This window comes from Caballeronia jiangsuensis (assembly GCF_046030135.1).
Taxonomy (GTDB): Bacteria; Pseudomonadota; Gammaproteobacteria; order Burkholderiales; family Burkholderiaceae; genus Caballeronia; species Caballeronia jiangsuensis.
Genome location: NZ_JAQQDB010000045.1, coordinates 1 through 24,602 on the forward strand (window position 1 = coordinate 1; position 24,602 = coordinate 24,602).

General features: G+C 60.6%; 18 protein-coding genes and 3 pseudogenes. 15 read left to right on the top strand and 6 right to left on the bottom strand.

Annotation, left to right across the window (positions count from 1 at the left end; all coding sequences use genetic code 11):
• A pseudogene (locus tag PQR08_RS32245) lies at positions 1-281 on the bottom strand (hypothetical protein); the annotation flags it as partial.
• Positions 282-573: 292 nt separating this feature from the next.
• The gene (locus PQR08_RS32250) at positions 574-927 is read right to left on the bottom strand and encodes a winged helix-turn-helix domain-containing protein (protein ID WP_408162374.1); all 354 of its coding nucleotides are present in this window, start codon (positions 925-927) and stop codon (positions 574-576) included.
• Positions 928-1,101: 174 nt separating this feature from the next.
• On the opposite strand from PQR08_RS32250, the gene PQR08_RS32255 reads away from it, so the two are divergent.
• The 15 genes and pseudogenes from PQR08_RS32255 to PQR08_RS32325 all read left to right on the top strand — a co-directional run bounded on the left by PQR08_RS32255 (position 1,102) and on the right by PQR08_RS32325 (position 18,049).
• Positions 1,102-1,413, top strand: a complete 312-nt coding sequence (locus PQR08_RS32255) for a hypothetical protein (RefSeq protein ID WP_408163613.1) — start codon at positions 1,102-1,104, stop codon at positions 1,411-1,413.
• Positions 1,414-1,487: 74 nt separating this feature from the next.
• Positions 1,488-2,060 (top strand): hypothetical protein, encoded by a 573-nt coding sequence (locus PQR08_RS32260; protein ID WP_408163615.1) that lies wholly within the window; start codon positions 1,488-1,490, stop codon positions 2,058-2,060.
• 153 nt (positions 2,061-2,213) lie between these two features.
• Complete coding sequence (locus tag PQR08_RS32265; RefSeq protein ID WP_408163617.1) at positions 2,214-2,561, top strand: flagellar regulator YcgR PilZN domain-containing protein; 348 nt, start codon at positions 2,214-2,216, stop codon at positions 2,559-2,561.
• Between the two features lie 577 nt (positions 2,562-3,138).
• A pseudogene (locus PQR08_RS32270) lies at positions 3,139-3,354 on the top strand (ISKra4-like element ISBte1 family transposase); the annotation flags it as partial.
• Between the two features lie 536 nt (positions 3,355-3,890).
• Complete coding sequence (locus PQR08_RS32275) at positions 3,891-4,628, top strand: hypothetical protein (protein ID WP_408163619.1); 738 nt, start codon at positions 3,891-3,893, stop codon at positions 4,626-4,628.
• 71 nt (positions 4,629-4,699) lie between these two features.
• Complete coding sequence (locus PQR08_RS32280) at positions 4,700-6,019, top strand: caspase family protein (RefSeq protein WP_408163621.1); 1,320 nt, start codon at positions 4,700-4,702, stop codon at positions 6,017-6,019.
• Between the two features lie 47 nt (positions 6,020-6,066).
• A complete protein-coding gene (locus PQR08_RS32285) occupies positions 6,067-6,996 on the top strand; it encodes a DUF4384 domain-containing protein (RefSeq protein ID WP_408163623.1) in 930 nt (309 codons plus the stop codon).
• Positions 6,997-7,040: 44 nt separating this feature from the next.
• Positions 7,041-10,058, top strand: a complete 3,018-nt coding sequence (locus tag PQR08_RS32290; RefSeq protein ID WP_408163625.1) for a tubulin-like doman-containing protein — start codon at positions 7,041-7,043, stop codon at positions 10,056-10,058.
• 41 nt (positions 10,059-10,099) lie between these two features.
• The gene (locus PQR08_RS32295) at positions 10,100-10,879 is read left to right on the top strand and encodes a tetratricopeptide repeat protein (RefSeq protein WP_408163626.1); all 780 of its coding nucleotides are present in this window, start codon (positions 10,100-10,102) and stop codon (positions 10,877-10,879) included.
• Positions 10,876-11,583 carry a TPR end-of-group domain-containing protein gene (locus PQR08_RS32300; protein WP_408163628.1) on the top strand — a complete coding sequence of 236 codons (708 nt, stop codon included), beginning with the start codon at positions 10,876-10,878 and terminating at the stop codon, positions 11,581-11,583. The genes PQR08_RS32295 and PQR08_RS32300 overlap by 4 nt, the downstream gene beginning before the upstream one ends.
• A 56-nt stretch (positions 11,584-11,639) precedes the next feature.
• Positions 11,640-11,933: a TM2 domain-containing protein gene (locus PQR08_RS32305; RefSeq protein ID WP_408163630.1), complete on the top strand. Its 294-nt coding sequence runs from the start codon at positions 11,640-11,642 to the stop codon at positions 11,931-11,933.
• Positions 11,934-12,137: 204 nt separating this feature from the next.
• On the top strand, positions 12,138-12,659 hold the full coding sequence (locus PQR08_RS32310) for a hypothetical protein (RefSeq protein ID WP_408163632.1): 522 nt from the start codon (positions 12,138-12,140) through the stop codon (positions 12,657-12,659).
• A 1,322-nt stretch (positions 12,660-13,981) separates the two neighbouring features.
• Positions 13,982-15,299, top strand: a pseudogene (locus tag PQR08_RS32315) (NAD(P)/FAD-dependent oxidoreductase); the annotation flags it as partial.
• Between the two features lie 447 nt (positions 15,300-15,746).
• Positions 15,747-16,715: a LysR family transcriptional regulator gene (locus PQR08_RS32320; RefSeq protein ID WP_408163691.1), complete on the top strand. Its 969-nt coding sequence runs from the start codon at positions 15,747-15,749 to the stop codon at positions 16,713-16,715.
• 47 nt (positions 16,716-16,762) lie between these two features.
• Positions 16,763-18,049 (top strand): cation:dicarboxylate symporter family transporter, encoded by a 1,287-nt coding sequence (locus tag PQR08_RS32325; RefSeq protein ID WP_408163693.1) that lies wholly within the window; start codon positions 16,763-16,765, stop codon positions 18,047-18,049.
• A gap of 7 nt (positions 18,050-18,056) precedes the next feature.
• Here PQR08_RS32325 and PQR08_RS32330 read toward each other — a convergent pair whose 3' ends face one another.
• The 4 genes from PQR08_RS32330 to PQR08_RS32345 form a co-directional block, all read right to left on the bottom strand.
• Positions 18,057-18,839, bottom strand: a complete 783-nt coding sequence (locus PQR08_RS32330) for a substrate-binding domain-containing protein (protein WP_408163634.1) — start codon at positions 18,837-18,839, stop codon at positions 18,057-18,059.
• A gap of 54 nt (positions 18,840-18,893) precedes the next feature.
• Positions 18,894-20,192 carry an MFS transporter gene (locus tag PQR08_RS32335; RefSeq protein ID WP_408163635.1) on the bottom strand — a complete coding sequence of 433 codons (1,299 nt, stop codon included), beginning with the start codon at positions 20,190-20,192 and terminating at the stop codon, positions 18,894-18,896.
• A 197-nt stretch (positions 20,193-20,389) separates the two neighbouring features.
• On the bottom strand, positions 20,390-23,089 hold the full coding sequence (locus PQR08_RS32340; protein WP_408163637.1) for a CoA-binding protein: 2,700 nt from the start codon (positions 23,087-23,089) through the stop codon (positions 20,390-20,392).
• A gap of 11 nt (positions 23,090-23,100) precedes the next feature.
• Positions 23,101-24,399, bottom strand: a complete 1,299-nt coding sequence (locus tag PQR08_RS32345) for an ATP citrate lyase citrate-binding domain-containing protein (protein ID WP_408163639.1) — start codon at positions 24,397-24,399, stop codon at positions 23,101-23,103.
• Between the last annotated feature and the right edge of the window lie 203 nt (positions 24,400-24,602).

A 24,602-nucleotide genomic window follows, 5' to 3' on the forward strand; every position in this document is an offset into this window, starting at 1 on the left:
ACGACCACCGACGGATCGCCGATCTCGGTCGTGTCGCGGCTCGAGATGCCGCGAATCGTGAGCACCGGCACGACGGTTTGCACCTGCGCATAGTTGAGGTCGGGCGCGATCGTGGCGAGGGACTTGATATCGGTGAGGCCGGTGCTTTCGATGAAGGCATCGCCATAGACGCTCATGGCGATCGGCGTGCGCTGCTCGGGGGCGGGCTGCCTTTCGGCCTTGACGATGATCGGGGTGAGCTGTTGCGCGGCCGGATCGCTTTCGGCGGCCCACGCGCTCAACGATGGAAGGACGCAAGCCCCGAACGCGCCAACGAAAACGAGACGGACACGACGCGCGGCCGTCGAAGCACGACGGCGGGAGACGACCTCAAAACGCGGGACGGACATGACAATCGCAGACTGGGTGCAGCACAACGCCTGCGATTGCTGCGGAGGCTGTCGGACACTGCCGGCCGTCCCCGCTCTCCGATGGGAATACGACCTGGTGGAAAAATTTACTGCGCCATGGCGCGGGAAAGCGACGAATTATAACGTTCGTTGCCGATGTTCGTGATATGGCGTCCCGCGACGTTCAACGCTTCTTGGCCTCTTCGAGGCACGCCGCCAGCTTTTCAAAGTAGTCGAGCGCCTTGCGCGTGGGCACCACGGTCTTGATGCGCAGATCGTCGCTGCTCTCGTCGACGGATACGAGACCCTGGTTCCTCAGGTTCGTCAGCTTGCGATGCACGGTGGCGGGCGCGCCCGCCACCGAAAGGGCCATCGTCTCCGTGACCGTCAGCGTATGACCCGCATGCCAGGACGCTGTGAGTGCTTCCAGCAAGCGTTCCTCGGCGGCATCGAGCTTCGGTACGGAGGGCAAAGCCTGGACAGCCTGAGCCAGATTCAGGAAGCGAAAATAAGCATCGAAGACGCGCTTTTTGGCCATGAAGAATCGATTGAATGAGAACGGCGTTCATCATAGCATCGGCGAAAATCGAATTATGAGAGCGGCCCAAGTATTTATCAGGGTGATAAGTAAGTGCTAAGATAGTTCACACAGCGAAGGCCTGGCGAAGACATCGATCTTTCTCTTGCCCGAGCCGCTATCGGGGGCACGAGCGTGGTTCAACGACGCGATCTCACTTACATCACACCGACGTTCATCGAGCAGGAAATCGATCATCTGGCGAGGATGATCCGTTCACGCCACTGGCATCGAAGCGCCGCGTGGCCGGTGTCGTACTGGCGCGAGCGCATCGACGAGCTGCGGCACGCCCCGGCCGTCGCGCCGCTCCAGCAGGAGGGGCTGCGCTCGCTGCTCGCCGAGCTGGAGCGAATCGCCGCGCAGCTCGATCCCGCTGCGAGCTACGGCGAGCTTCCGCCAGCCGACGCGCACGCGGACAGCGGGGCTATTGGCAAGGCGCGGCCATAACGTTTGTTGCCCGCCCGTGAGGCCGGATGAGCGCTGCGGTAAGATACTCCGCCGCTTACTGGCTCGCCACGCCAATGTCTTCGTTTCTGCTTCGTTTATGTTCCGTCGTCGGGACGGCGCTGTTTTTCGTCGGTTCGCTCTGGCTCAACCAGGAAATCTTCGTTCATTCCGAGTTCGTGCGCGGGGTGAACTGGGTCTATCTTCCCGCTGGCATCCGTCTGCTCAGCACGCTTCTGCTCGGCGCGGACGGCGCGCTCGGACTGCTGCTCGCGAGCTGGGTCGTCGACTTCTTCTATTTCTTTCCCAATGACCCGGTGCGGTCGTTCGTCGGCGGCATCATCGCGACGGCCGCGCCTTATGCGGTCTATCGCCTGGCGCGCGAGACCTACGGGCTGAACGCATCGCTCTCGAATCTGACGGCGGGCAGGCTGATGATCCTCACCGTGGCGTACGCGATCGCCGGTTCATTGCTGCACAACATCTGGTTCTATCTTCAAGGCGACGCGCAGAACATCACGTCGAGATTCCTTGCGATGTTCGTCGGCGACCTGGCGGGAACTGTCATCGTCATCTACTCGCTCAAGGCGCTGCTGCATTTTCTGCCGGTGCCGCGCGGCCCGAAAGCACGTAGCTGGCCAGATAATTGACGGACCCCGTCGCCCCGAGGTCGCCGCTCGTCTCTCAGGTCCAGGGTCGTCGTGCACGTGATGTCTCACCCTGCCATTTGCTTATCAATTTGATAAGATGGAGCAAAGAGATCGATACTTTGGCAGGCCACCCAGCAGAATAACGAAATCACGATGATTGCCGAACCTACCCTGAGCGGTGCAAGCGCCTCGACAATGAACGCGTGGGAGACCGACGACAGCTATGCGCAGCGGCATACGCTGCAGATCGCGCTATGTCTGCGGACCTTACTTGCGCGCGGCGATTTCCTGACAGTCGAGTTTGGCGACACGCAGCTCGTCACGCAACTGCTCAAGGTCGATTCGGGCCGCGCGCATTTTCTCTTCGATTTCGGCAGCACGGCGGGAGACAATCGCGCGCTCGTCGACGCGGACGAGCTCACGTTCCGCAGCCAGCCTTTGGGCACGCGTTTCGTGACAGGCGGCGGTGTTCGAAATCGTCTGCGAAGCCTGGCATCTTGAAAGCTGCTATCCGTCACCTCGCGATTGATCCAGTCCTCGCCATCTACTTGTCCGGTACCAATCATTTTCGATCCATAGGTATCCTAACTTGGCGCAGTTAGCAAAACTTTCCATTATGATGTGGGTAATTGCAAGCTCTGCATTTAGGTTTACAGGATTGAAATCGATTTGTTGAATGGAATTACAGGCTCTTTGTCGGCATGAGACCGTCGAACTTGAGCGGCAATCGCCGATATCATCGTTCGCTGCTGCAATGGATTGGTCACCGCCAAAATTCCAAAAGGGTGAGTGGCGGGTAGGACTCGGAGATGGCGCGTTTCTGAATGTCGACGCCGCAGCGCGGGCGCGATGATCTCAACGACAGGAACGCAACGGGAAGCGGCCTCACAAACGGTGCCGCCTGAAGTCCACAATGGCACGAAGTCCGTGCGTGGGCCGCGGCTGACGCAATCTCGCGATTGCGTTGGAGCACGACAACGAGATGCATTCTCACAGAGCGTTAGAATATCGCTCGCTACGGGAGTTCTGACGCAGGACCGATTCATCAAGCGTAGTGTGAGGCTGTGTCTGGAGGTACGGGGGCAAATCCACCTCGAGCTTCGTCGAGTCGGCGGTTAACCAGGAAGTCAAGCAAGCGTCCAGTGAAGGGACGCCAAATGGCGTGGCCACCGGCTCATGCCCGGGGCCTACTGCAGGCGACGACGGCCGTCCTGATTGAGCAGTTGCGATCAGTTTCGGGCGATGGTATGCGGCGCCTGCGGGCCACGATCACGCTCATCATATGGCGGCATAGAGCCTCCGTTTTTGGCGCGGTCTCTCTTCTTACCGTTGGTAGCCCTTTTTCGTTCTAGAGGCTGAAGGGGGTTTGACGCTCGGGACGGGCCTTTTTTCCTTTGGAGCGAGCCTTAGTCTTGACGAAGCGCTTCAAACGCGAAACACGCCTAGCAAAGATGCGCCGCGAGCGCAATGTCTATACCGACCGCTGTCTCAAACAATAATCGCTTGCTCGATGCTTATCAATTTGATAAAAACGCCCTCGACACTCACAGCGTAAAGCGTTCAAAGGAACGCATTACGCTCTTGATTTATCAAGATATTTTCTTTCACATTGCTTTCATCGAAGTGTAATCTGCGCTGAGATGAGTTGTTGCAGACGCGCCATTTTTCGAAAGTTGCAGAAATAGTTAAGCAAACACTAAAGTTTGCGTCTTGCGTGTCGATAGCAAAAAGGCAGCACAAGAAAACGCGGGCACGGCCGAGCGGATAAAAACCGAGAGATCGCTTGGTCGATGCGTCATATGAGCAACAACAAAGCGAGAGATCTGAGAAATGACCAAGAGGGAAAAGCGGGTAGCGGTTTGCGCGGCCGTTGCCAGTGCAATGCTGTTCGCAAGTATCGGGGTGCATGCACAAGAATCCGCTAATGATGATCTCGATTCGTGCGTCAAGCATGAGCAGATCGTCGGTACGGCGAAGGGAGCCGGTCTGGGCGCGCTCGCGGGACTTGGAGCCATGCTGGTCGCTCACAAGAAGGAAGACGCAGGCAAGGCGGCACTGATCGGCGCGGTTGCAGGTGGCGTGGCAGGTTGGGCAACGTCCTTCTATACGGCAAACGAAACCTGCTACAAGAAGAATCCCGCATGGATTCCGGAGTCCAAGCTCAACCGCACCAAGGACTACGACAAGATCAAGAAAGAAATCCATTACAACGCGAAGCAGGGCCCGCTGGCCAAGATGCAGTCGATCCAAGTGCCCGGTCCGGTCACGCCGAATAGCCAGGCGGAGGTCACGAGCACGTTCATCGTCATGACGCCCAATGGCGCGGACGCTCCGGTGACCATCGACCGGAAGCTGTTCGTTATCGAGGACGGCAAGGAAAAGGAAGTCGCGTTTCCGGGCCATAGCTCTCAGCAACTCACGCTTGAGCCGGGTCAGCAACAAGATGTGAGTCACATTCCAATCCCTCCTGACGCCAAGCCGGGGAGCACATATCGTGTGCAGATGGCGGTGACGACCGACGGAAGCCCGACGGCAGTCGCGTCGCAACAGTTCACCGTCACTCAGTAGAGCGCCGCCCGGGGCTTCTTTCCGAAATCCACTTTGAGGTGGGGAGGCGCGCGTGCGTCTCCCGGATTGCTATGAAACGGCTTATTGCACGCCTTGCGTGCCTGATCGGCCCGGTTCTGCTGACCGCTTGCGCGGCCAGCAGCATGCCGGGTTATCAAAATGTCTATCACTCGTATAACGTCCCTGAGCCGTTGGTTCAGCAGATCAGAGTGAAGTTCGCCACTCACGGACTCACTCAGGCAACCGTGGCACGCGACAACACCGGGCGCATTCAACTCACCGGGACGTATCGGGACGAGGACGAAGTCGATACCGCGTTCCTGATCGTGCAGTCGATCGTCGGAATCAAGTCGACTTCGCCGTTCTATCCGGAACATATCCTCAAGAAGCGTTGGGAAGTCGATGCCGGCAAAGCGCTCGCCGCGTTCAATCGCGCGCAGGCGGCGAAAGCTGCGCTGCCCGTGAAGCGGGCGCTCGTGATCGGCATCAATCATTTTGCGGATCCGTATCATCTGCTCGACATTCAGGGCGCCGATGATGCCGAGGTCGTTCAACGCTATCTGCACCGTGCTGGCTATCAGGTGACGTCGTTGCTCAATGAGCAGGCGACGAAGGCGAATATCGAAGCAGGAATCGCGCGACTCAGCGCGCAGATCCGCCCGAACGATGAAGTCTTCATCTACGTATCGAGTCACGGCAACATGCCGGTGCCGAGCCCGGCCGGTGGCGACAATCGCAAGATGTCGATCATGGCTTTCGACTCGGGCGACGAGACGACCGTCCGCTCGAACAATCGGACAGAGATCCTCCTGCATTTCCAGCAACATGCAGTGCCCGATACGCTGGTTCAGGATCTCGCGCGCAAACCGAGTCGCGTCACCCGCGTGGTGATCGATACGTGCTATAGCGGCGACATGCTCAATGACATCGTCGACGAAAGTGCCGCGTATGTGCGTCGCACGAACGGCAATCGCAACGAGTATGCAGGCGTCTCCCTCGCATCATGGAGCGGCGACAGCTACACGTCGAAGGGCATTCACTTCTCCGACGACGGCGCCGGCCCGTCTGGCGCTTCGCGGGCGCGCACCGCGATCGATCGCAGTCGCGCGGGATACAACATCATCACCGCGACGAGCCCGAACGAGGAGTCGCTCGGACCGAAGAGCGGCACGTTCGAGAGCCCGCTCTCCGGCGGCCAGATTCTCAAGGGCTCGTTCTTCACGCAATCACTGTTCGCCTATCTGGACCAGTACCACGGTCAATTGGCGCCCGCGTTTCGCGACGCGCAGAGCTTCACGTCGCGCAAGGCAATCGAGGTATCGGAGGGCGAGCGTCATCAGGTGCCACGCGAGTGGTCGACGATACCGGCCGATCTGAACGAAATCCAATAGCCCAATATCCCGAAGCAGCTTCTTTCAGCATTCTGGAGACATACATCATGCGTCATGCATTCGCTGCACTTGCGCTCGCAACCGTCGCAACCCACGCCATGGCCGAAGACGGCTACACCGCAAAATCGCTCTTCTTCGGCGAGGATGACAACGTCCGCGCCGTGGCGACCTCCACAGCTCCGCCCAGCAGCAACGAAGTCGCGGTTGCAGAGAACAAGCCGAATCAGGGCGTTTCGGTTCCCGCCAAAAAGGCACGTGTCGTCAAAGTGTCGAACAAGGCGGTCGCGAATGTCGGCGCGAGCTATTTCATTCGGCTAAAACAGCCGGATGGCTCGACGCACGACGTCCTCGCGCGGCGCGTCTTCAGGAGCGGCGAACACTTCCAACTTGGTGTCAAGGTGAATCATCCGTCGTACGTGTATATCCTAAACGAGGGGCCGGACGGTTCGATCACGCAGATTTATCCGCAGCCTTCACAGGACAATTTCGTGGATGCAATGGGCGTGGTGTTCCTTCCCGCGCGCGGCTCGTTCGTGTTCGACGACAAGCCCGGCATGGAAAAGCTGATGGTCTATCTGTCGCCGGAACAGGTGCGTGGCGATCTGCGCAAGCGTGTAGGCGGCTCGACGCCCGACTTCGTATCGACTTCTTCGCCGGCCCTCGCGCAAGCCTGCGTGCCGCAGACGAACGGCGCGATCGCCAACGCGCCCGCGCCTGCATCGTCGGCTGAAGTGCCGTTGCAGATGGCCAGCGCGGAGACGGGATACGCGGCCAAGGGCATCGCATTCTCCGACGACGAGACCGCGTGCGCGGCGCCGGTTGCCGCCGCGGCCGCGCCGAACTACGCGGCCAAGGGCATCGCATTCAGCGACGATGCCGCGCCCGCCGCGGGTGGCCAGGTTGCCTCTTACGTGGTCAAGCCGGCGACGGCGTCCGACGCCAACCTGTATCTGAAGATCAACCTCGCGCACGAATGATTCCGCCGGCACCGGCGAGCCGATAAAACAACACGAGTCGACACATGGAACACAACCATCTCATCATTGGCCTAGGTGGATCGGGCGGCAAGATCATCCGCAATCTGCGCAAGACGGTCGAACGCAATCGCGACGTAGAAGGCAATTCGCCATCTGATGCGCGCTTCGAGTATCTGTACGTCGACACGTCGACCGACGAACTCGACAAGCACGAAGAATGGCGCGTGCTGGGCAAGGACATCGAGCTTGCACGCAGCCAGTATGTGATCAACACGGCCAGCAATGTACGGCCCGTGCTCGACGATCCCGCGTCCTTTCCAGGACTGCGCGACTGGATCGAGCCGCGCAGCATTTTCGACTTCGTGAAGCCGGGTATCGCGGGCGCGGCGCAACGCCGCAAGCTCGGCAGACTGGTGTTCGCGCAGAATGCCGCGCAGTTCGTCAAGGCCGTTGAAGACCGCATGCGCGTGCTCGAGCAAGGACCGGGACGCAAGGGCGTGACCATTCATATCGTCTGCGGTCTCGCGGGTGGGACCGGAAGCGGCTCCATCGTCGATGCCGTCGCGCTCATTCGCAACAAGTATCCGGAAGCCGACCTGCACCGCATCCTGATCTACGCGCTGCTGCCGGAGAAAGACTCGAAGCGCGTGCGCAACGTGGCCGGCTTCTCGAACTACTACGCGAACGGCTATGGCGCGCTCGCGGAGCTCAACGCGATGGCGGTCGGGCAATATCATCCGCCGAGCGTGCTGGACGGCTCTCCGATGAATCACGACACGTACTTCAACGGGTGTTATCTCGTCAACAACGTCAACGAACATCATCTTCAGTTTGACGTCGACACGGAACTGCCGCGCATCGTTTCCGAGTTCATCTATCAGAAGACGCTCAACAAGCAGTGGGAAGGCCTCGGGCGTGCGGAAAAAGGCGAGAACGATATCAAAAACTTCGAATCCGAAGATGGCATCGGCAAGGCGCGCGCCAAGTTGTTTTTGTCGTTCGGCGTGGAGCGGATCGTCGTGCCGGAGCAGGAGATCAAGGAATATCTCGCGTATGGGTTCGCCGAGCAGGCCACGCGCCAGCTCATGTTTAACAACTTCCGTCAAGGCGAAGGTTATGCCGACGAGCCCGTTCAGAAAGATTGGGGTTCGGAAGCGCGCAAGGCTGACGTGATCCAGAAGCTCTTGCTGAGCGACGCGCATCTGATGCTCGAGACCGGCATCCTCGACGACGACGCGCGCAACGCGATGTGGAAGCCCGCACGCGAATACTGGAAGCAAATTGTGAGCCGCCTGGCACCGGAGATCCGTGTTGATCCGACGCTCGAGCAGACGACCTGGGTTCATGCGCTGAGCTCGCGTCTTGCCAAAGTGTTCGATGAAACGTACCGGACCATGGGCGGGGTGCGCAAGTTCTACGAAATCAAGGCGAATGCCCGCCTCGAAATGGCGCGCCATGTCAGCCGCCAGATCGAGAAGCAACTCTTCTCGGACTGGAAGATCGGAACGCACTCGTTGATCCAGTTGCGCCAGTTCATCGATGCCCTCGTGAACATGCTCGACGAACGACTCGAGGTCTTCAACGAAGAGCTGACCAAAGGCACGGCGAACGAAGTCGCGATCCAGGCGCGTATCGATGAGCTGAGCGCACAGTTCAACAAGGTGGGCTTCCTCGGCAAGCATCTGACGGACAAGCGCGGCGGGCTCTTCACGGATATCGCCACGCAGTATCAGGATCTGTTTGCCCTTCGCACGCTGCTTCAAGGTCAGCGTTTCGGGTGCGGTCTGATTCCGTTCATCAAAGATGAACTCATGACGCTGCGCGGGCTCATCGACTCGCTGCATCAGAATCTCGCGGCGGCGACGGAGCAGGTGCACGAAGAACAGGCCGCGCGTCTCGCGGGTGCGGACGCTGTTTATCAGCAACGCATTTTCGATCGAAACGCGATAAACAGTGTCATGAAGGCCCTCGTCATTGACGAACAGGCGCAGATTGCGCGTACCCAGAGGGTGCGCCAGTCGATCATCGAACTGGCGGGCACCGAAGTCGATTCCTTCGACAAGCTCGTGCGCAGCGTGTCGCTCGGCGCGATCATCTCGACGATTACACAGGCGTCCGCGGTCATCGTCGAGCTCGCGCACACGGAGATTGCGAAGTCGATCCAGCCCGTGTTGCACGTCAATATCGTCGAGCGTCTGCAGAAGCAATACGATGCGAATCCGAGCGGACTGAAGGCCTTCGTGTCCGGTCTGTACGAAAAGTCCGGCACGATGCTCCAGTACAACAAGACGGAAGTGGATCGCTCGGTTGCGAACAATCAGGGCGGTTCTGTCGGTACGGCGAAAACGGTCGCGGTGTTCCTGCCGGAATGCGAGAGCCAGAAGAACTTTCATGCCTCGCTCACACGCATGTTCGAGGAACAGAAGGATTCGGCGTCGGATACGGTGATCGCTTCGGGCAAGCTCTCGAACGAGATCGTCATCATGAAGATCGCATCGCTGATGCCGGTGCGCTTCGTCGAGTCGCTGCCCGTGCTGAAGCGCCACTACGACGGCCTGCTCGCCGACTTCAACGAATTGCATCTGCTGCACAGCGCGGGTGACGGCAAGCGTCTGCCACCGCTTTATGCGCGCACGTCCGCAGAAGTTGCGTCGCAGGCGAAACGCAAGCCGTATCGCCTGATCGCGCATTTGCTGCAGATGATCCGCTCGCGCGAGAATCGCGTCACGGGCGAAACCGAATGGGTCTTCGTCTACGAGGACGACGGTCTGCCGACTGATCGCGTGCTGAACGGACGGACCTGGTCTGCCGTGTTCGACGGCGATCAGAAGGACGATCTGCAGAAGATGATCGAGGCGGAAGTGACGCGCCATATCGCGAGCACGTTGCAACATCGCGACGAGAAGACGAAGCTGATCGGCGACTTCGATGCGTTCGCGCGCAAGACGCTCGTCGATAACGGCGGGTTCACCGACGATCCTGGCTACAAGGCGATCGTCGCGCTCAAGCCGCAGATTCGCGACATCATCGGACTGCCGGCTGCCACGGCGCAGGCCGTCTGAGCGCGATTGCACATTGAACGAACAAGAGCGGAAACAACAACATGGCCATGTATAAATGCCCGACGCTGGGCGATTGCGAACGCGCCAACACCGGCGAACTCTTCGAGCGCAGTCCTGGCGATGATCTTCATTGCCCGGATTGCAAGACCTTGCTCGAACCGCAGATGCCGAACGCGCGCGGCGCAAAGAAAGTGAAGCCGCCAGTGATCGCTGCGATTGTCGGCGCTGCGGTGCTGGTGATCGGTGGCGGAACTGCGTTGTATGTCTCGCATGCGCACAAGTCGGCGGAAGCCGCGCCAGCCGTGCAAGCCGCGAGCGAACCTGCTGCACCGGTGGCGGTGGCGGCGGCGCCCGTCTCGGAGCCGGCGACGCCGAGCGTCGCGACCGCGAGTGACGCGAAGGTGACAAGCACCGGTATTGCACCGACGACGGAAGATATTGCTGCCGACCGCAAGGCGGGCGAAACGCAGCTCACGACTGGTGATGCCGCCGGCGCCGAGACCGCGAGCAATCGTGCGGCAGCCAAGGAAATGATCAAGGTTGCCATCGCCGACATGGCGCAGGGCAAGCTCGATTCGGCCGAAAAGGAATTGAACGATGCGAAGGCACGCGACCCGAAGCAGTCGCTCGTCTACTACAACCTCGCGGTGCTTCGTCTGAAGCAGGATCGCACCGACGACGCGCTCAAATCGTTCGAAGCCAGCTTTCTGAACGGCTTCCAGTATTTCGATGCAATGGCGAAAGATCCGGATCTCGATGTCATTCGCAAGGATCCCCGCTTCCAGGCTTTGCTCAAGAAATACCATCCGGACACGGTATGAACCTCCGACACACCGCGTTGACGGTTGTCTGCGGGCTCATGCTGGCCGCCTGTTCTCGGCAGGACAGGCCTTCGATCATCGGTCACTGGCAGGCGGAGCGTACAACCGTATTCAGCGCGCATCTGCCCGTCGGACCTGACATCGTGATCAGCGAACAGGCTGTGGCGGTGCCGGGCACGGAGGCGCAGATTCCATTGAACGGCATCAGCCAGAAGGATAACGAGGCCGTTCTGGAGTTGCCATACGGCGTCGGTGTGTCGTTCTTCTTCGACGGGCCCGATCGTATCCATTTCGACGCGCCGGTGCTCGGGAAGGTCTATTACCGGCGTGTGCACGATGCGATCGCGGCGCAAGCCGCGCCGCAGCAGGATGCCAAGGCTCAGGCTGCCGGGCCGGTCACGGCATCGGCGGTCGTGCCGGCCGTCGCCGTGCAAACGCAGCGCCCGCCGTCGCCGCCGGTGCAGGTTGCGCCGGTATCGCTGAGCGAGCACGCTCCCGAGGTGCCGCATCGACCGGTCCGTCCGTCGGCGTTCGATCAGGCCGTGCTTGCCGCGCGGCAGGGCGACCAGGATTCGGCTATCGATAACCTCAACGAAGCCTTGAAGCAAGGCTTCCGAGGCTTCGACAAGATCGATGCCGCACCCGAGTTCGCGTCCTTGCGGCAAGACGTTCGCTACCAGGCATTGCTTGCGCACTATCGTTGAGATCGTGTGTATGTCCGGTCACTTTGAGTCGATGTGTCGATAACCAGGAGAGTTTCATGAGCGATGTGTCCCGCCAGATGATGATGTACGACGCACAGAAAAAGAGCCTAGTCGTCGCGTTTCTATTGTGGTTTTTTCTCGGCTATCTCGGTGCGCATCGTTTCTATGCCGGGAAGACGCTGAGCGCCATCCTGCAACTCGTGCTGTCGCTTATCGGCGCGGCACTCACGTTCGCGGGCATTGGCTTCGCGCTGCTTGGCGTTGTGGGTATCTGGCTCTTTGTCGATATCTTCCTTCTGCCAGGCCTTATCCGTAAACACAACGTGGCGCTGGTAAGCCGATTGAGTTGAGCGCAGCGTTGTTGGTTCAATTGCGGTCCTCAGCTTGTCGTACTTTGTAGTTGGCAGAAGCACAAAATTAGAATTCCCGTTCGAAGAGAATCCGATCTTTTCGATTTGCAAACTGGATTTTGGGTAACGTTCGGCTGCGATTCTCGTGCGCTAGTCGAAAAATGGCGGTAACAGTTTTTCCAACAAGATCAATGGAGAGAAACAATGTGCAAACTTCTCGTTGCGACATTGCTTGGTAGTTTCGCGGTTTGCGCATCGGCCTCGCCGAACAAGGAGGCACGCGAATACAAGGACGCTTACGCGTGCAGCATGGAGTCGTTCAAGTCAGGTTACGGCGCTGGCCCGGCCGGTTACTGCGTGGGAAACTCGCGCGATCCGTCGAAGCTCGAGGAGCGTGCCTATGCCGATGCAGAGCGCGACTTCCGTACTGGCAAAACCAAGCAAACTGCTGCTGTCGGCTGCACGTTCGGCTACGCAGTTTGGCAGGCTTCAGGAAGCCATGCTGATGATTTCCTAGAAGGCCCGCAACGAGTTGCGACGATGCGCGAAACAGCGAAATTGGCGAGCGCGAACAAGCAACCTGCGATTTATGACCAAAACGGCGCGGGGGTTCCAGTGGAGCAGATCAATCACTGGTTCTCAGCAAAGAAGATCAACCAATGGGAGACGAAGGTTACCTTGACGCCTGAAGCTCTTAAAACCTGCTCCAAGAAACAAATCGGATAAGAAATGATACTCCTATGTGAGTGAGTTGGATCTTCAAAGCGCCCTCGGGCGCCTTTTTTTCAGGAGTCACCGAGGTGGTAGTCCGGTTCGTCGACCAGCACGGCGCCAGGACAGTGCTAGGACAATGCTTCGAGGCTCCCGCCACCTTCAACAATCGCTCGCGCGAGGGCAGCGGCGACGGCTTCTTGATGCGTACGGGTTTCTCGACCCGATGTTTTCGACTGGTGTGCCGATGGCCATGATCGGTGCCGAGCTGGGCGCCGAGACAGCGAACGCTTGGTTGGATGACGCAGCGCGCGGAAATAAAATGGCACACGCCGTTAATCGGCGACTGTCCGACGCCATGGATCCGATCAGTTGGTTGATCTACCGCGCGAACGACCCAGTCATGCGTACCTTTTCATGGGCCCTTCCAATCGGCTGAGGATGCGCGATGGCGTCGTGAATTTGCTGGCTGGGAATCTGCGTGGCAGTTGGCGTGCCGCGAGCTCTGTTTTATGCTTCAAAGGTGTGTACAGGTGCTTTCGGTACGGCATCGGCGCGGCGTCAGTATTTCGCTGCCAGAGATGCCAGCGCCACGCGCATGAGTTTTTTGAGTCTCTCCGGATCTACCCGGCGGCGCTTATCGCTTGCTCGAGCCCTGAGAACGCGTGTTTTTCGAAAGCGATTACCAGATCAGGCCAAGAACATCCTTGGGCAGAGCCGCGTCGCACGAATCGAAGATGAGCCGAATATTCGAACTCTGCGCTCCGATGCGTCTGCGTTTGTCGCGGCTGAGGGGCGCTCGTCTTGCGACACGAGACGGCTCTAGAGTCGCTGGGCCTCTTGATCGCCCTGGACGGTCGAGTCCGTCAGGCACGCGCGAGCGAGGCCGCATTAAGCAGGACGCAAAAAGGCGGAAGGTTGGACGGTCGCTGGACTCGATGTCAGAAAATTAGGATCACGCCGACCGGGCAGGCCACCGGAAGGTCATGGGCCCGCGCCGGGCCGAGCGATTGACATAACGCGGTCTTAACGTCGGAAATTAGGACTACCGTTAAAGGCTCAGCGGTCCGCAGGCCGCGTCCACGCAACGTGCCGATCGCGACTATGTCCATGGACGCGGGCGCGGTCATATGACTGGCGACACCGAACAGGTGCTGGCTGATCTGGCGTCAGGCAGCGTTCCTCGGACGCGGCTCCTAAGCCTGTCGAATACAGCAGGATCGTCCTATTAACGACGCAGGGCGGAATGAGAAGATTTAGATATATGTTCGGGCGGCCCGGTTGCTCATGCGTATGCCGACGGATTCAGGCGAACGCTAACTCAGCGATTGGGAACAATGTTACAGATTGACGAAGTCAGGGACAGCGAAGGGTTTCCCGAGCGATTGTGACGTCGCGGTGATCGGGGGCGGCATCATCGGCGTCTGCACCGCATATGAACTGGCGCGGTGGGGCATTTTGGTGGCTTTGCTCGAAAAAGGCGCCATCGGCGGCGAGCAGTCGGGTCGCAACTGGGGTTGGGTGCGTCAGCAGAATCGCGATCTGCACGAGTTGCCGCTGGCGATTCAGAGCCTTAGGCGCTGGAGCGAACTTAGCGGGGAACTCGGAGAGGACGTCGGCTTTCCCAAGGCGGGAATCTTGTACGGCACGGAGCGTCAGTCCGACGTAGCGCAATGGGAATCTTGGCTCGCCCGGGCGCGCGAGGTAGGCTTCAACTGTGAGATCCTTGGCGCCCGGGAGCTGGCAGCGCACATTCCATCGGGGCGCGGGAAGTGGGTGGGGGGGCTGTGGTCCGCCACGGATGGCCGCGCCGAGCCTTCCAGAGCCGGCCCCGCAATTGCACGCGGCGCCCAACGACTTGGCGCGAAGGTGTATCAAAACTGTGCGGTACGGAGTCTCGAGACCAGCGCCGGTCGCGTCTCTGGCATTTGGACCGAGCGCGGCCGCATCGCCGCCGACACAGTGGTTCTCGCAGGGGGCGCGTGGAGCGCCTTGTCCTGCCAGAACCACGGCATCAATCTGCCCACCATCAATGTCATTGGAACGGCCTTGCGGACGGCTAAAGCACCAAGCGTCATCGAAGGTTGCTTTTCCGGGCCTGACTTCGCATTACGGCGACGACTCGACGGTGGCTACACCATCGCCGTTCCGGGCTACGGACGTGTCGAGCTCGCGCCACAAAACTTACGGCATTCGGTGAGCTTTCACACGATGTTCCGCAGCAAGCTCAAGAAGAAATTGAAGATTCGCGTCGGATCAAGCTTCTTCCACGGACCAGAGGCCAGAGCGACCTGGCGCGAAGGCGACGTCTCTCCGTTCGAGAAAATGCGGGCGCTTAATCCACGCCCGGATAAGGAATGGCTCCGGGGCGCTCTGCAAAACGTCGCGACCGTGTTCCCCGAGTTGTCTGACTTGCGGATTGTGCACGGGTGGGCTGGCGCTATCGACACGACGCCGGACCTAGTTCCCGTCATTGCTAAGGTCGAAGCTAGACCCGGACTCGTGATCGCATCCGGCTTCAGCGGGCACGGCTTCGGGTTGGGGCCGGGCGCCGGGGTCCTCGTGAGTCGCTTGGTGCTGGACGAGGCGACGCAGTTTGACATGGGCCCCTATAGGCTGGCCCGCTTGAGCGACGGAACGAAACTGAGCAGCCCCGGAGATGATGTGAGTCCGACGGGGAATGGCGCAGTTGGGGCAAATGTAGTCATGGCTTGCTATGCTTTTTCTTTAGACCTCACATCGCGCCACCGCCCTTGAATATTCCACCGCACTGATTGCACGCGCATTGCCCCCTGGAAGCGGGAGCTGGGAAGGATGGTTACCGATGGAAAGCGCCTCGCTTGTCAGCGGAACCAAATCGGGCAGCCCCGATTTGCTCGTTTAAAGCGCTCTCCCGATCGTGTGCGAGGCTCGTCGATATCTGTGCGCGAATAGGAAAAGGTATGACTGTTCTGTCATCCGAGTCCAGGCTGATTTTTCAGCCGGGACTCGCGTCTCGTGTCCCGCAATATCCGTCAATGGGCAAGCAGTTGGGCATAGTCCCCGATGGGTCCTTTGCACGACGTCGTGCACAATGTCCGCATTGGAACGCGGAGAATGACGGTGGGAGTCAACTTTGATTTGAACGATTTGCAGGCATTTAGAGCTGTGGTTGAGCTCGGGAGCTTTCGGAAGGCCGCCGAGGCCGTGAGCATTTCGCAACCGGCCTTGAGCCGCCGGATTGAAAAGCTCGAGGAGGCGCTCGGTGTACGTCTCTTCGAACGCACCACGCGTAGCGTTACGCTCACCATTGTCGGTCGCGCATTTGCGCCGAGCGCCGAACAGTTGCTGGATGATCTCGACGTTGCCCTGCTGGGTATCCGCGATGTTTCTTCGAGCCGACTGGGCCATGTGACGATCGCCTGTGTGCCGTCCGTGGCCTACTATTTCCTGCCAAGCGCGGTCGCCAGCTACCATCGCCGCTTCCCGCGCATACGGGTCAAGCTGCTAGATGCGAGTGCGAATGAGGTGCTTTCCGCCGTCATCAGCGGCGAAGCTGATTTCGGCGTGAGCTTTATGGGGAGCCAGGAATCCGAGGTCGACTTTAAGGTGCTGCTACAAGAGCACTTTGTTGCGGCTTGCCGCCGCGATCACCCGCTCGCCAGCAAAAAGCGGGTGACCTGGAACGAGCTTTACGAGCATGAATATGTTTCGGTGGACAAAACCTCGGGGAACCGACTACTGCTCGATCAGGCCCTCGCGGCCGTGTCGCCCCGTGCGCCGAGCGTCTGTGAGACACGCCACGTCACGACGATGCTCGGTCTGGTCGAAGCGGGTCTTGGCGTCGCCGCGGTGCCGTCGATGGCCATGCCAGGACGCAACCACCACGTCCTCACGAGTGTGCCGCTCGTCGATCCAGTGGTGAAGCGACGGGTAGGAATCGTGAGGCGCCGCGGCCGTCCACTGACACCAGCCGCCCAAGAGTTTCACAAAACGATCGTCGAGATGCGGCGCGACGGCGTCGCAAGCCGCGGCGTCTCGGATAAGGAGTGGTCGCTGAAGGAGCGGCCAAGCAGGAACACCGCATCGTGAGCGTTGTCGCACCGCTCCGTCTGCTCTACGTGCAGGTTTTGCTTGGCATGGCGCTGGGCATGGCCCTCGGTCACCTCTGGCCACAAGCGGGCGCGCTCCTCAAGCCTGTCAGCGATGGGTTCGTCGGCCTCGTGAAGATGATGATCGCGCCCATCGTCTTTTGCACGATTGTCTCCGGAATAACGTCGCTCGCGAGCGGAAAGGCCATCGGGCGCACGATCTATCGGGCGCTGGGACTTTTCTATTTTCTGACTGCCGCAGCGCTTTTGCTGGGACTTGTCACGGCGTTTGTCATCCGGCCCGGCGCCGGCATGCACATCGACGTTCGGCACCTCGATGCGAGCATCCTCGCCCCTTATGCGAAGCAGGCCCATTCGGGCGGCCTTGTCGCGTTCGCGCTGAGTGTCATCCCCGACACGATGCTCGGCGCCTTCGAGAAGGGCGAGGTACTGCCGGTGCTGCTATTGTCACTGCTGTTCGGGTTCGCGCTAAATCTGCATCCGCGTGCAGGCAGGCCCGTGCTCGCGCTCATCGATGGCATCGCCCAGACACTCTTTCGCATCCTCGCGGTGATCATGCGACTTGCGCCGCTCGGGGCATTCGGCGCGATGGCTTTCACGGTAGGCCGCTTCGGCATCCGCTCGGTCGGCTCGCTCGGGATGGTGATGGTGTCGTTCTACGTGGCATGCCTGCTGTTCGTTGCGCTGGTCCTCACGCCGCTCACGCGGCTACACGGTTTCGCGCTCTGGCGGCTCTGCTACCTGCGAGAGGAGTTGCTCATCGTTCTGGCCACATCGTCTACGGAACCGGTACTGCCGCGCTTGATCGGGAAGCTGGAGGCGCTCGGCTGCGACAAGGGCGTCGTGGGGCTCGTACTGCCCGCGGGCTATTCGTTCAATCTCGACGGCACCGCGATCTATCTGACACTCGCCTCAATGTTCATTGCGCAAGCGTGCGACGTGACCCTCTCTACGCCGCAGATCGCGACGATGCTTGCGGTTATGCTGCTCACTTCGAAGGGTGCAGCCGGCGTGTCAGGTAGCGGATTAGTGGCGCTTGTCGCGACGCTGACCGTGATTCCCGATCTGCCCGTCGCCGGGGTGGCGCTACTGGTGGGAATCGACCGATTCATGTCCGAAGCCCGCGCCCTCACGAGCGTGATCAGCAACGCTTGCGCAGTGATCTTCGTTTCGATGTGGCAGGGAGCTTGCGATCATACGCGTCTCGCGCAGATGCTCGGGATGGCGGCGGCAAGTGGTGCGGACCGCCCAGAAGGCCCTCGAGAAATATCCCAAGGAGGTGACGGGAAGGCTGCCACGAGGAAGCCTTCCTAGGTTTGCGTCACTGTGCGGAGACGCTATCGAGCCCGGTCGACTTGACCTCAGCTTGTACGTCAGGCGAAGCGAGGTAATCGAGCAGGGCCTTCGCTTCCTTCGGATGCTGTGCGCTCACGGGAATGCCGGCGGCGAAGCGGGTGACGGACTGCAGAGATTCGGGAATCTTTCCGACGAACGTCGCGCCCTTGACCGGCAACAACTCGCTCACCTGCTGAAAGCCAATTTCGTAATCGCCGTTCGCCACCACCGAGCCCACCGGAATCCGCGGGATCATCCTTGCCTTTGGCTTGACTTGATCCTCGATGCCAAGCTTCTTGAACAGTTCCCGTTCGATATAGACACCGCTCGCGCTGTCCGAGTAAGCGATCGACTTCGCATGCAGCAGGGTCTGCCGCAGGCCTTCTGCCGAGCTGATGTCGGGCTTCGCTGCACCTTCGCGTACGACCATCCCGATGCGCGAGTCCGCCAACTCGACCCGTGATCCGGGCACGACCTTGCCCTGCTTGATCAGCTCGTCGAGCGCATAACCGACCATGATGACGGCGTCGGCCGGCTCGCCCCGTTCGAGGCGGTTGGGAATGGCTTCGGGCGATTTACCCATCGACGGGCCCAGCGCGGTGTCGAGCGAATTGCCCGTCTCGGATGCGAACTTCGGACCGAGCACCTTATACGCTGCGGTAAAGCCGCCCGAGCTCATGACATGCAGCTCGGCGGCCTGCACGTTCGCCGCAGCGGCCGAGGTGGCGATGAGCGCTGCTGCGCACAGTTTCGGAAGCAGATTTCTCATGATCATAGTCGTGTCAGGTTGCGGATGGTAGACGCTTGTGCAACGAGATGGGCGTTAGTGCGCCGGGGTCAGCGTTACTGCACGGCGGCGATAGAGTGCGAAAGTCGCCAAAAGCGCGCACGCCGCCGCGAAACTCATCCAGTAGCCGGGCGCGGCCTTGTCGCCGGTCATATGAATGAGCGCCGTCGAGATCGCTGGGGTGAAGCCGCCGAACACTGCCGTCGCAAGGCTATATGCAAGCGAGAAGCCCGCCACGCGTACCTCAACCGGCATCACCTCGGTGAGCGCGACGACCATTGCACCGTTATAGATGCCGTACATGAACGACAGCCAGAGCAGCACCAGCAGCATGTTGAGGAAGCTCGGCGCGTGGGCGAGGATCGACAGTGCGGGGTATGCGGTTGCGATAGCGAGCACCGTCATGCCGACGAGCAGCGGCCTGCGGCCGATCTTGTCCGAGAGCGCGCCGCCGATCGGGAGCCACACGAAGTTCGATACTGCAACGCACAGGGTCACGAGCAAACTATCCGCGGTGCTCAGATGGAGGACCGTCTTGCCGAAAGTCGGCGCGTAGACCGTGATGAGATAGAAGCTCGCGGTGGTCATCGCCACCAGCATCATGCCAGCGATGACGACGGCCCAGTTCTGAACTAGCGTGCGAAACACTTCTTTCATGCTCGGGCGATGCTGACGCGCCTTGAACTCCTGCGTTTCCTGCAGATTGCGACGCAGCATGAAGATGAACGGCACGATCATGCAGCCGACGAAGAAGGGCACCCGCCATCCCCAGGCCGCAATGGCCGTAGCGTCCAGCGATTGGTTCAGCACGAAGCCGAGAGCCGCGGCGACGACGATTGCCACCTGCTGGCTCGCGGATTGCCAACTGGTGAAGAAGCCCTTGCGACCGGGCGTGGCCATCTCGGCGAGATACACTGACACGCCCCCCAGTTCAGCTCCTGCGGAGAAACCCTGCAGCAGACGGCCAATGAGCACCAGCGCAGGCGCCAGAAGGCCAATCGTCGCGTAGCCGGGTACAAACGCAATCAAGATAGTGCCGCTCGCCATGATCGAGAGCGTGACAATCAGACCCTTGCGACGACCGACGTCGTCGATGTACGCGCCAAGCACAACCGCGCCGAGCGGACGCATCAGAAATCCTGCGCCGAAGACCGCGAATGTCATCATCAGCGAAGCAAATTCGCTCGACGCAGGAAAGAAGACGCTGCCGATTTGCGTCGCGTAGAAGCCAAACAGGAAGAAGTCGAACTGTTCGAGGAAATTCCCGGCCGTTACGCGGAAAACCGCTGCAGCCTTTGATTGTCCCGGCGAAAGGGTAGAGGGTGAGGGGTGCATCAATGTGTCTCCTGAAGTCCCGGAATATGCGGTTGGTCCGCTTTTCTCTTTCGGGAATATTGGCCTATGACCAACAAAACGATAAGTGCAATGTTCTAAACGATTGATGTTTGGTGGTTATCAATCGACCGTCACCATCGACTCGACCGGGCGCTACATAGGTACGAGCGCCCGGGGGAGCCTTCAGATTCCTGCGGTCAGGCCACAAAACGACACTGTGAAGCGGGTGTGCGCGTGTCCATGTTGCGGCCGCGGTTGAGGTGATCGTCGATTTCCGCGGCGCAGCCGAGCATGCGCGGATAGAGAAAGATCGTGAAAGCCGCGGTTTCGAGGTCGGCTTCGCTGAACTCCCCGCGTTTGAGCGGCTGCCACAGCATCTTCAACAGCAACGCGGCGATCACGGCATCGACATTGACGCAGTACACGTTGCGCGAGACGCCCGCGTCGAACAATGTTTGCACCAGCGCGCGGTAGTACGCGTGAAACGCGTTGTAGTCGCCTCGCGCCTCATAGAGCTCGGCGATGAACACCTCGCGGGGGTCGTGATTCACCGGCTTGTCCTTGAAGACCGGGTGATTCACGCCCGGCAGCTTGGCGATATCAAGGCTGCCAGCATGCTTCTGACGAGCCTTGTACTGCGCGTAGTGCTCGACGGAACGGCGCGCGAGCGCTTCGAGGTCGACGCCGTGATGCGCGTCGGCGGGATCGACGAGACCGCTGTCGCGAAACGCGTCGTTGAGAAACGCAATGCCTTCGTAGCCGTTGCCGCCGTGCGTATAGCCGGAGTGCGTGAGAAATCCCACGAGCGCCTTGTTCAGTTGCACGCGCTCCGGGCCTTCGGGGCCATCGGCGGATACCGCGCCCTTCGCGCCTTGCGCCGAGATCGCCCCCGGTCCGTTCGTGAGCAGCAATCCGGTCAGCGTCCTGAAGGCGAACAGGTCGTCGGCGGACGGTTTCAGGCCGAGCAGTGCCGCGAACGCGATTTCCGTCAGTGAGCGTTCGCCGAGCAATGCCTCGGTTGAAAAGTCGCAAAAGCTGTCGGGATGGTGGCGCGACGCATCCGCCGAGGCGCCGATCAGCGTGCCAAAGAGCTTCGTCCACCATGGCAGGCTCTCCGCCGTTAGACGCGAGATGCGCTTTCGCATGAGCGGGCCCCAGGCGAGTGTCGTCGTGATCGCCGCGAGCACGGCGTCCGCGCGCGGATGGCCCGGGCCGCTGGCAATCCATCGTACGAATACGGAACTCACGCCACGGGTGGCGAGGCCGGCGAGCATGGCGTCGGCCTTCGGATCGGGTTCCTCGTAGAACAGTGCCGCGCTACCTTCGGTGTCGATCGCGTCGATGTCAAAGTCGCGATCGAATGCGTCGACGAGTCTTCCTGCGGCGAACCGGTCGATCATCAGCTTCGCAGCCTCGCGCCCCGCTCGTTGGCGATTGGGCCCGACGATCGCTGCAGCGGCGGCGAGCACCGCATTGGGCGCATTGCCCGCCTCGCGCGCCGCTTGCGCCGCGGCCAGTTCTGGCGTGCCGTACAGGTTCACGGCCGCGCCGACCGCGACGTCGATCAGTTTCTCGTCATTAGCGCCGCCGAACTCGTGCAACAACGAGAGGCACACGTTCGCTTCGAAAGAATGCGTCGCGGCTTCGAGCATCGATACGCCGTGCAGGCTGCTGACCTGTGTCTTCGCATCCATCTGCGAGGCGCCCGAGGCATCTTTCAACGGCTGCCGAGGCGGGATCGCGCCGATCTGGTCGTTCACCCGCGCGACTTGCTCGTCATACGGCGCCACAGCTTTCACGACTGCCAGCGCGAGTTCCTCGGGAAGATCGAGCCCTTGGTCCGAGCCGAACCAAGGCTTGAGCGCGAGGCTGCCTTCGGGCTCGAAGTCGGGCATCGTTGCGTTGGCGCGCATTACCGCTGTGAGCGCGGCGGGAATATGCGCGATGTTCGTCACCAGCGCACCTTTCACCGAGCAGCACGGATCGCCGGGCGTGAAAAGCCTTTCGACGCCGAATTTCTCCTTGAACCAGCGTTCCTTCGCGAGCGCATCGTCGGCGCCGCCCGCCATCGCGCCAGCATGTCCCACCGCGCGCGTCAGACGGCTTTTCCAGCGGCCCACCACGCACGCGACCACGGGCTTCGTGAAGTCCGCGTCGGCTTCGTAATAGCCGCCGGGCTCGCAGTACAGCACCGCAGCCTTGCTGCGCGCATCGTTTGCAAGCGCGAAGGCGAATTCCGGCGCGGCATAGTGGATGTAGACATCCTTCCCGCTGGAAATGACCGTCGAGGTGCCCCAACCGCTCATGCGCAGGTATTGCGCAATCGTTGTGCTGAAGCCGCCGGAATTCGAGAAGATCGCGATCGATCCCTGGCGCAAGGTCGCGCCCGGATCGTCGCCGCCAAGCGCGCCGCCGATGCGTACGCGTTGCCACGAGTCCGCGACGCCCAGCCCGTTCGCGCCGAAGATGTCGATGCCCGCCTGCTGACCCATCGCGCGAATCTCACGCGCATCGTGCACGGCGATCTTCTCCGTGATGATGAAGATCTTGCGCAGATCCGGATTCACGCGGATCAGTTCGGCCACGCCGTCGCGCGCGGCCGAAGGCGGCAGATAGACGACGCCGCAGTTGAACCGATGTCCGGCCTCCAGCCCTTCTCGCACGTTGTTGAAGACCGGAATGTCGCCCGCGGGCGTCGCAAGCATCTGTCCGCCTTTGCCGGGCGCCGTGCCGAAGACGACATTCGCGCCCGAGAAAGCGTGGCTCACCGGCGTCACGTCCGATGATTCGCCGCCCAGGATGTTGAGCACGCAGACGCGGTCTTCGCGCGTCGCGATATCCGCCAGCGACTGAATGCCGACGAAGTATTTGAAACGACTATTGCCTTGCTTGTGCATGTCCGATCTCCTCAAGCCGATGCCGTATGCGATTGCGCGTCGCGCGCGCCGATGCGCGCCGCAACTTGCGCGCGTCCGCCCGATTGCATCCATGTATCGGCACGGCGCGCGTACTGGATCACTTCGCTGATGTCGGAGTCGAACCCAAAAAGGCGATACGGCAGGCCGAGCGAATCGCAGGTGTCGCGCAGTGCCGACATGCCGCGCACGAGGTTCGGGCCGCCGCGTCCGAGCACGACATAGAGCGGCGTCGGCCCGTGCTCGCTGAAGTGCTCGCGCAGCGCATCAGCCATCGCGCGCAGCGTTTCGTAGATGTCGGTGTTGTTGGACTTGCCGCCGATGATGAACAGCACGTTCGCCTGCTTCAGCCAGTGCCGGAAGCAGATGCGCGCCACTTCCTTCATCTTTTCGTATGGAGGATTGCCGCCAAAGTCCGACGAGATGATGGCCGCGTCCCCCAACATTTCGGTGACGAGCGAGTTCGCGCCGCCGCCGAAGGTGGGCGCGAGGATGGTGCCGCGCTCGTTGATCACATACACATCGCTTTGCCCCTGATGCGTGCGAAGCTGATTGATCTCCTGTTCGAAATCCGAGTAGTCGGCGGCGAACAAATGGGCCGGCAGTCCGAGGCGCGAGAAGCGCGGATCGTCGCGGTCGAAGCCGCACTTGAAGTCGCATGCCACGGGCGTGAGGCGTCCCTTCTTGTCCTCGCGCATGCGGATCGGGTTGAGCTCAAGCGTCGTCATGCCGAAGTCGTGGAAGAGCTCCCAGAGCTTCGGCAACTGCTGCACGAGCGGCGAGATGATTTCGCGCGGCGCGCCGATCTCGCTCAGCGCATTCGCGACGACGAACGCTTTCAATCCGGTCAACGCATCGAATGGCACCATCGCGACGTGTTTCGGATCGACCTCCTCGATATCCATACCGCCCATGTGCGACAGCGTCATCGTCGGCGCGCGAAAGCGGGTGGAATCGGTGATCGAAAAATAGACTTCGTGCTTGGCAGGCACGCCCGCTTCGAACGTCACGCCGTTCGCCTTGGCTCTCACATGACCTACGGAGTGCTCGGCGAAGTACAGTCGTTCCTTTTCGGCGAGCGCCGTCTTGAGATCCGTGGCGCGGCCGAGCAGGCCCGCTTTGCCCTTCTTGCCCACGCCGCCCTTGAACACCGGCTTAATGAATATCTGACCGTGTCGGTCGATGAGCGACTTGATTTCTTCTTCGCTGGCGTCCGGCCCCAGCACTTCGCTGGACGGGAAGCCGACGAATTGCAACAGGCGCGCGCCGTGCAACATTCCGGTGATCTGCATGTGAAGTGTCTCCTGAATTTCAAGGCAATGACGAATGGAGCGGATACTGGATATTCGGTCAGCTCGCTTTGACAGGCGCGAGACGCACCGCTGCCGTGGACACGCTCGAAGGCGGCGGCAGAATTCTCATAGCGAGATGGAGCAGGCGAGATGCGGGTCGGCGACTGTAGGCGGCGCCCGTGCTCGGGCTGGCACTGCGATGC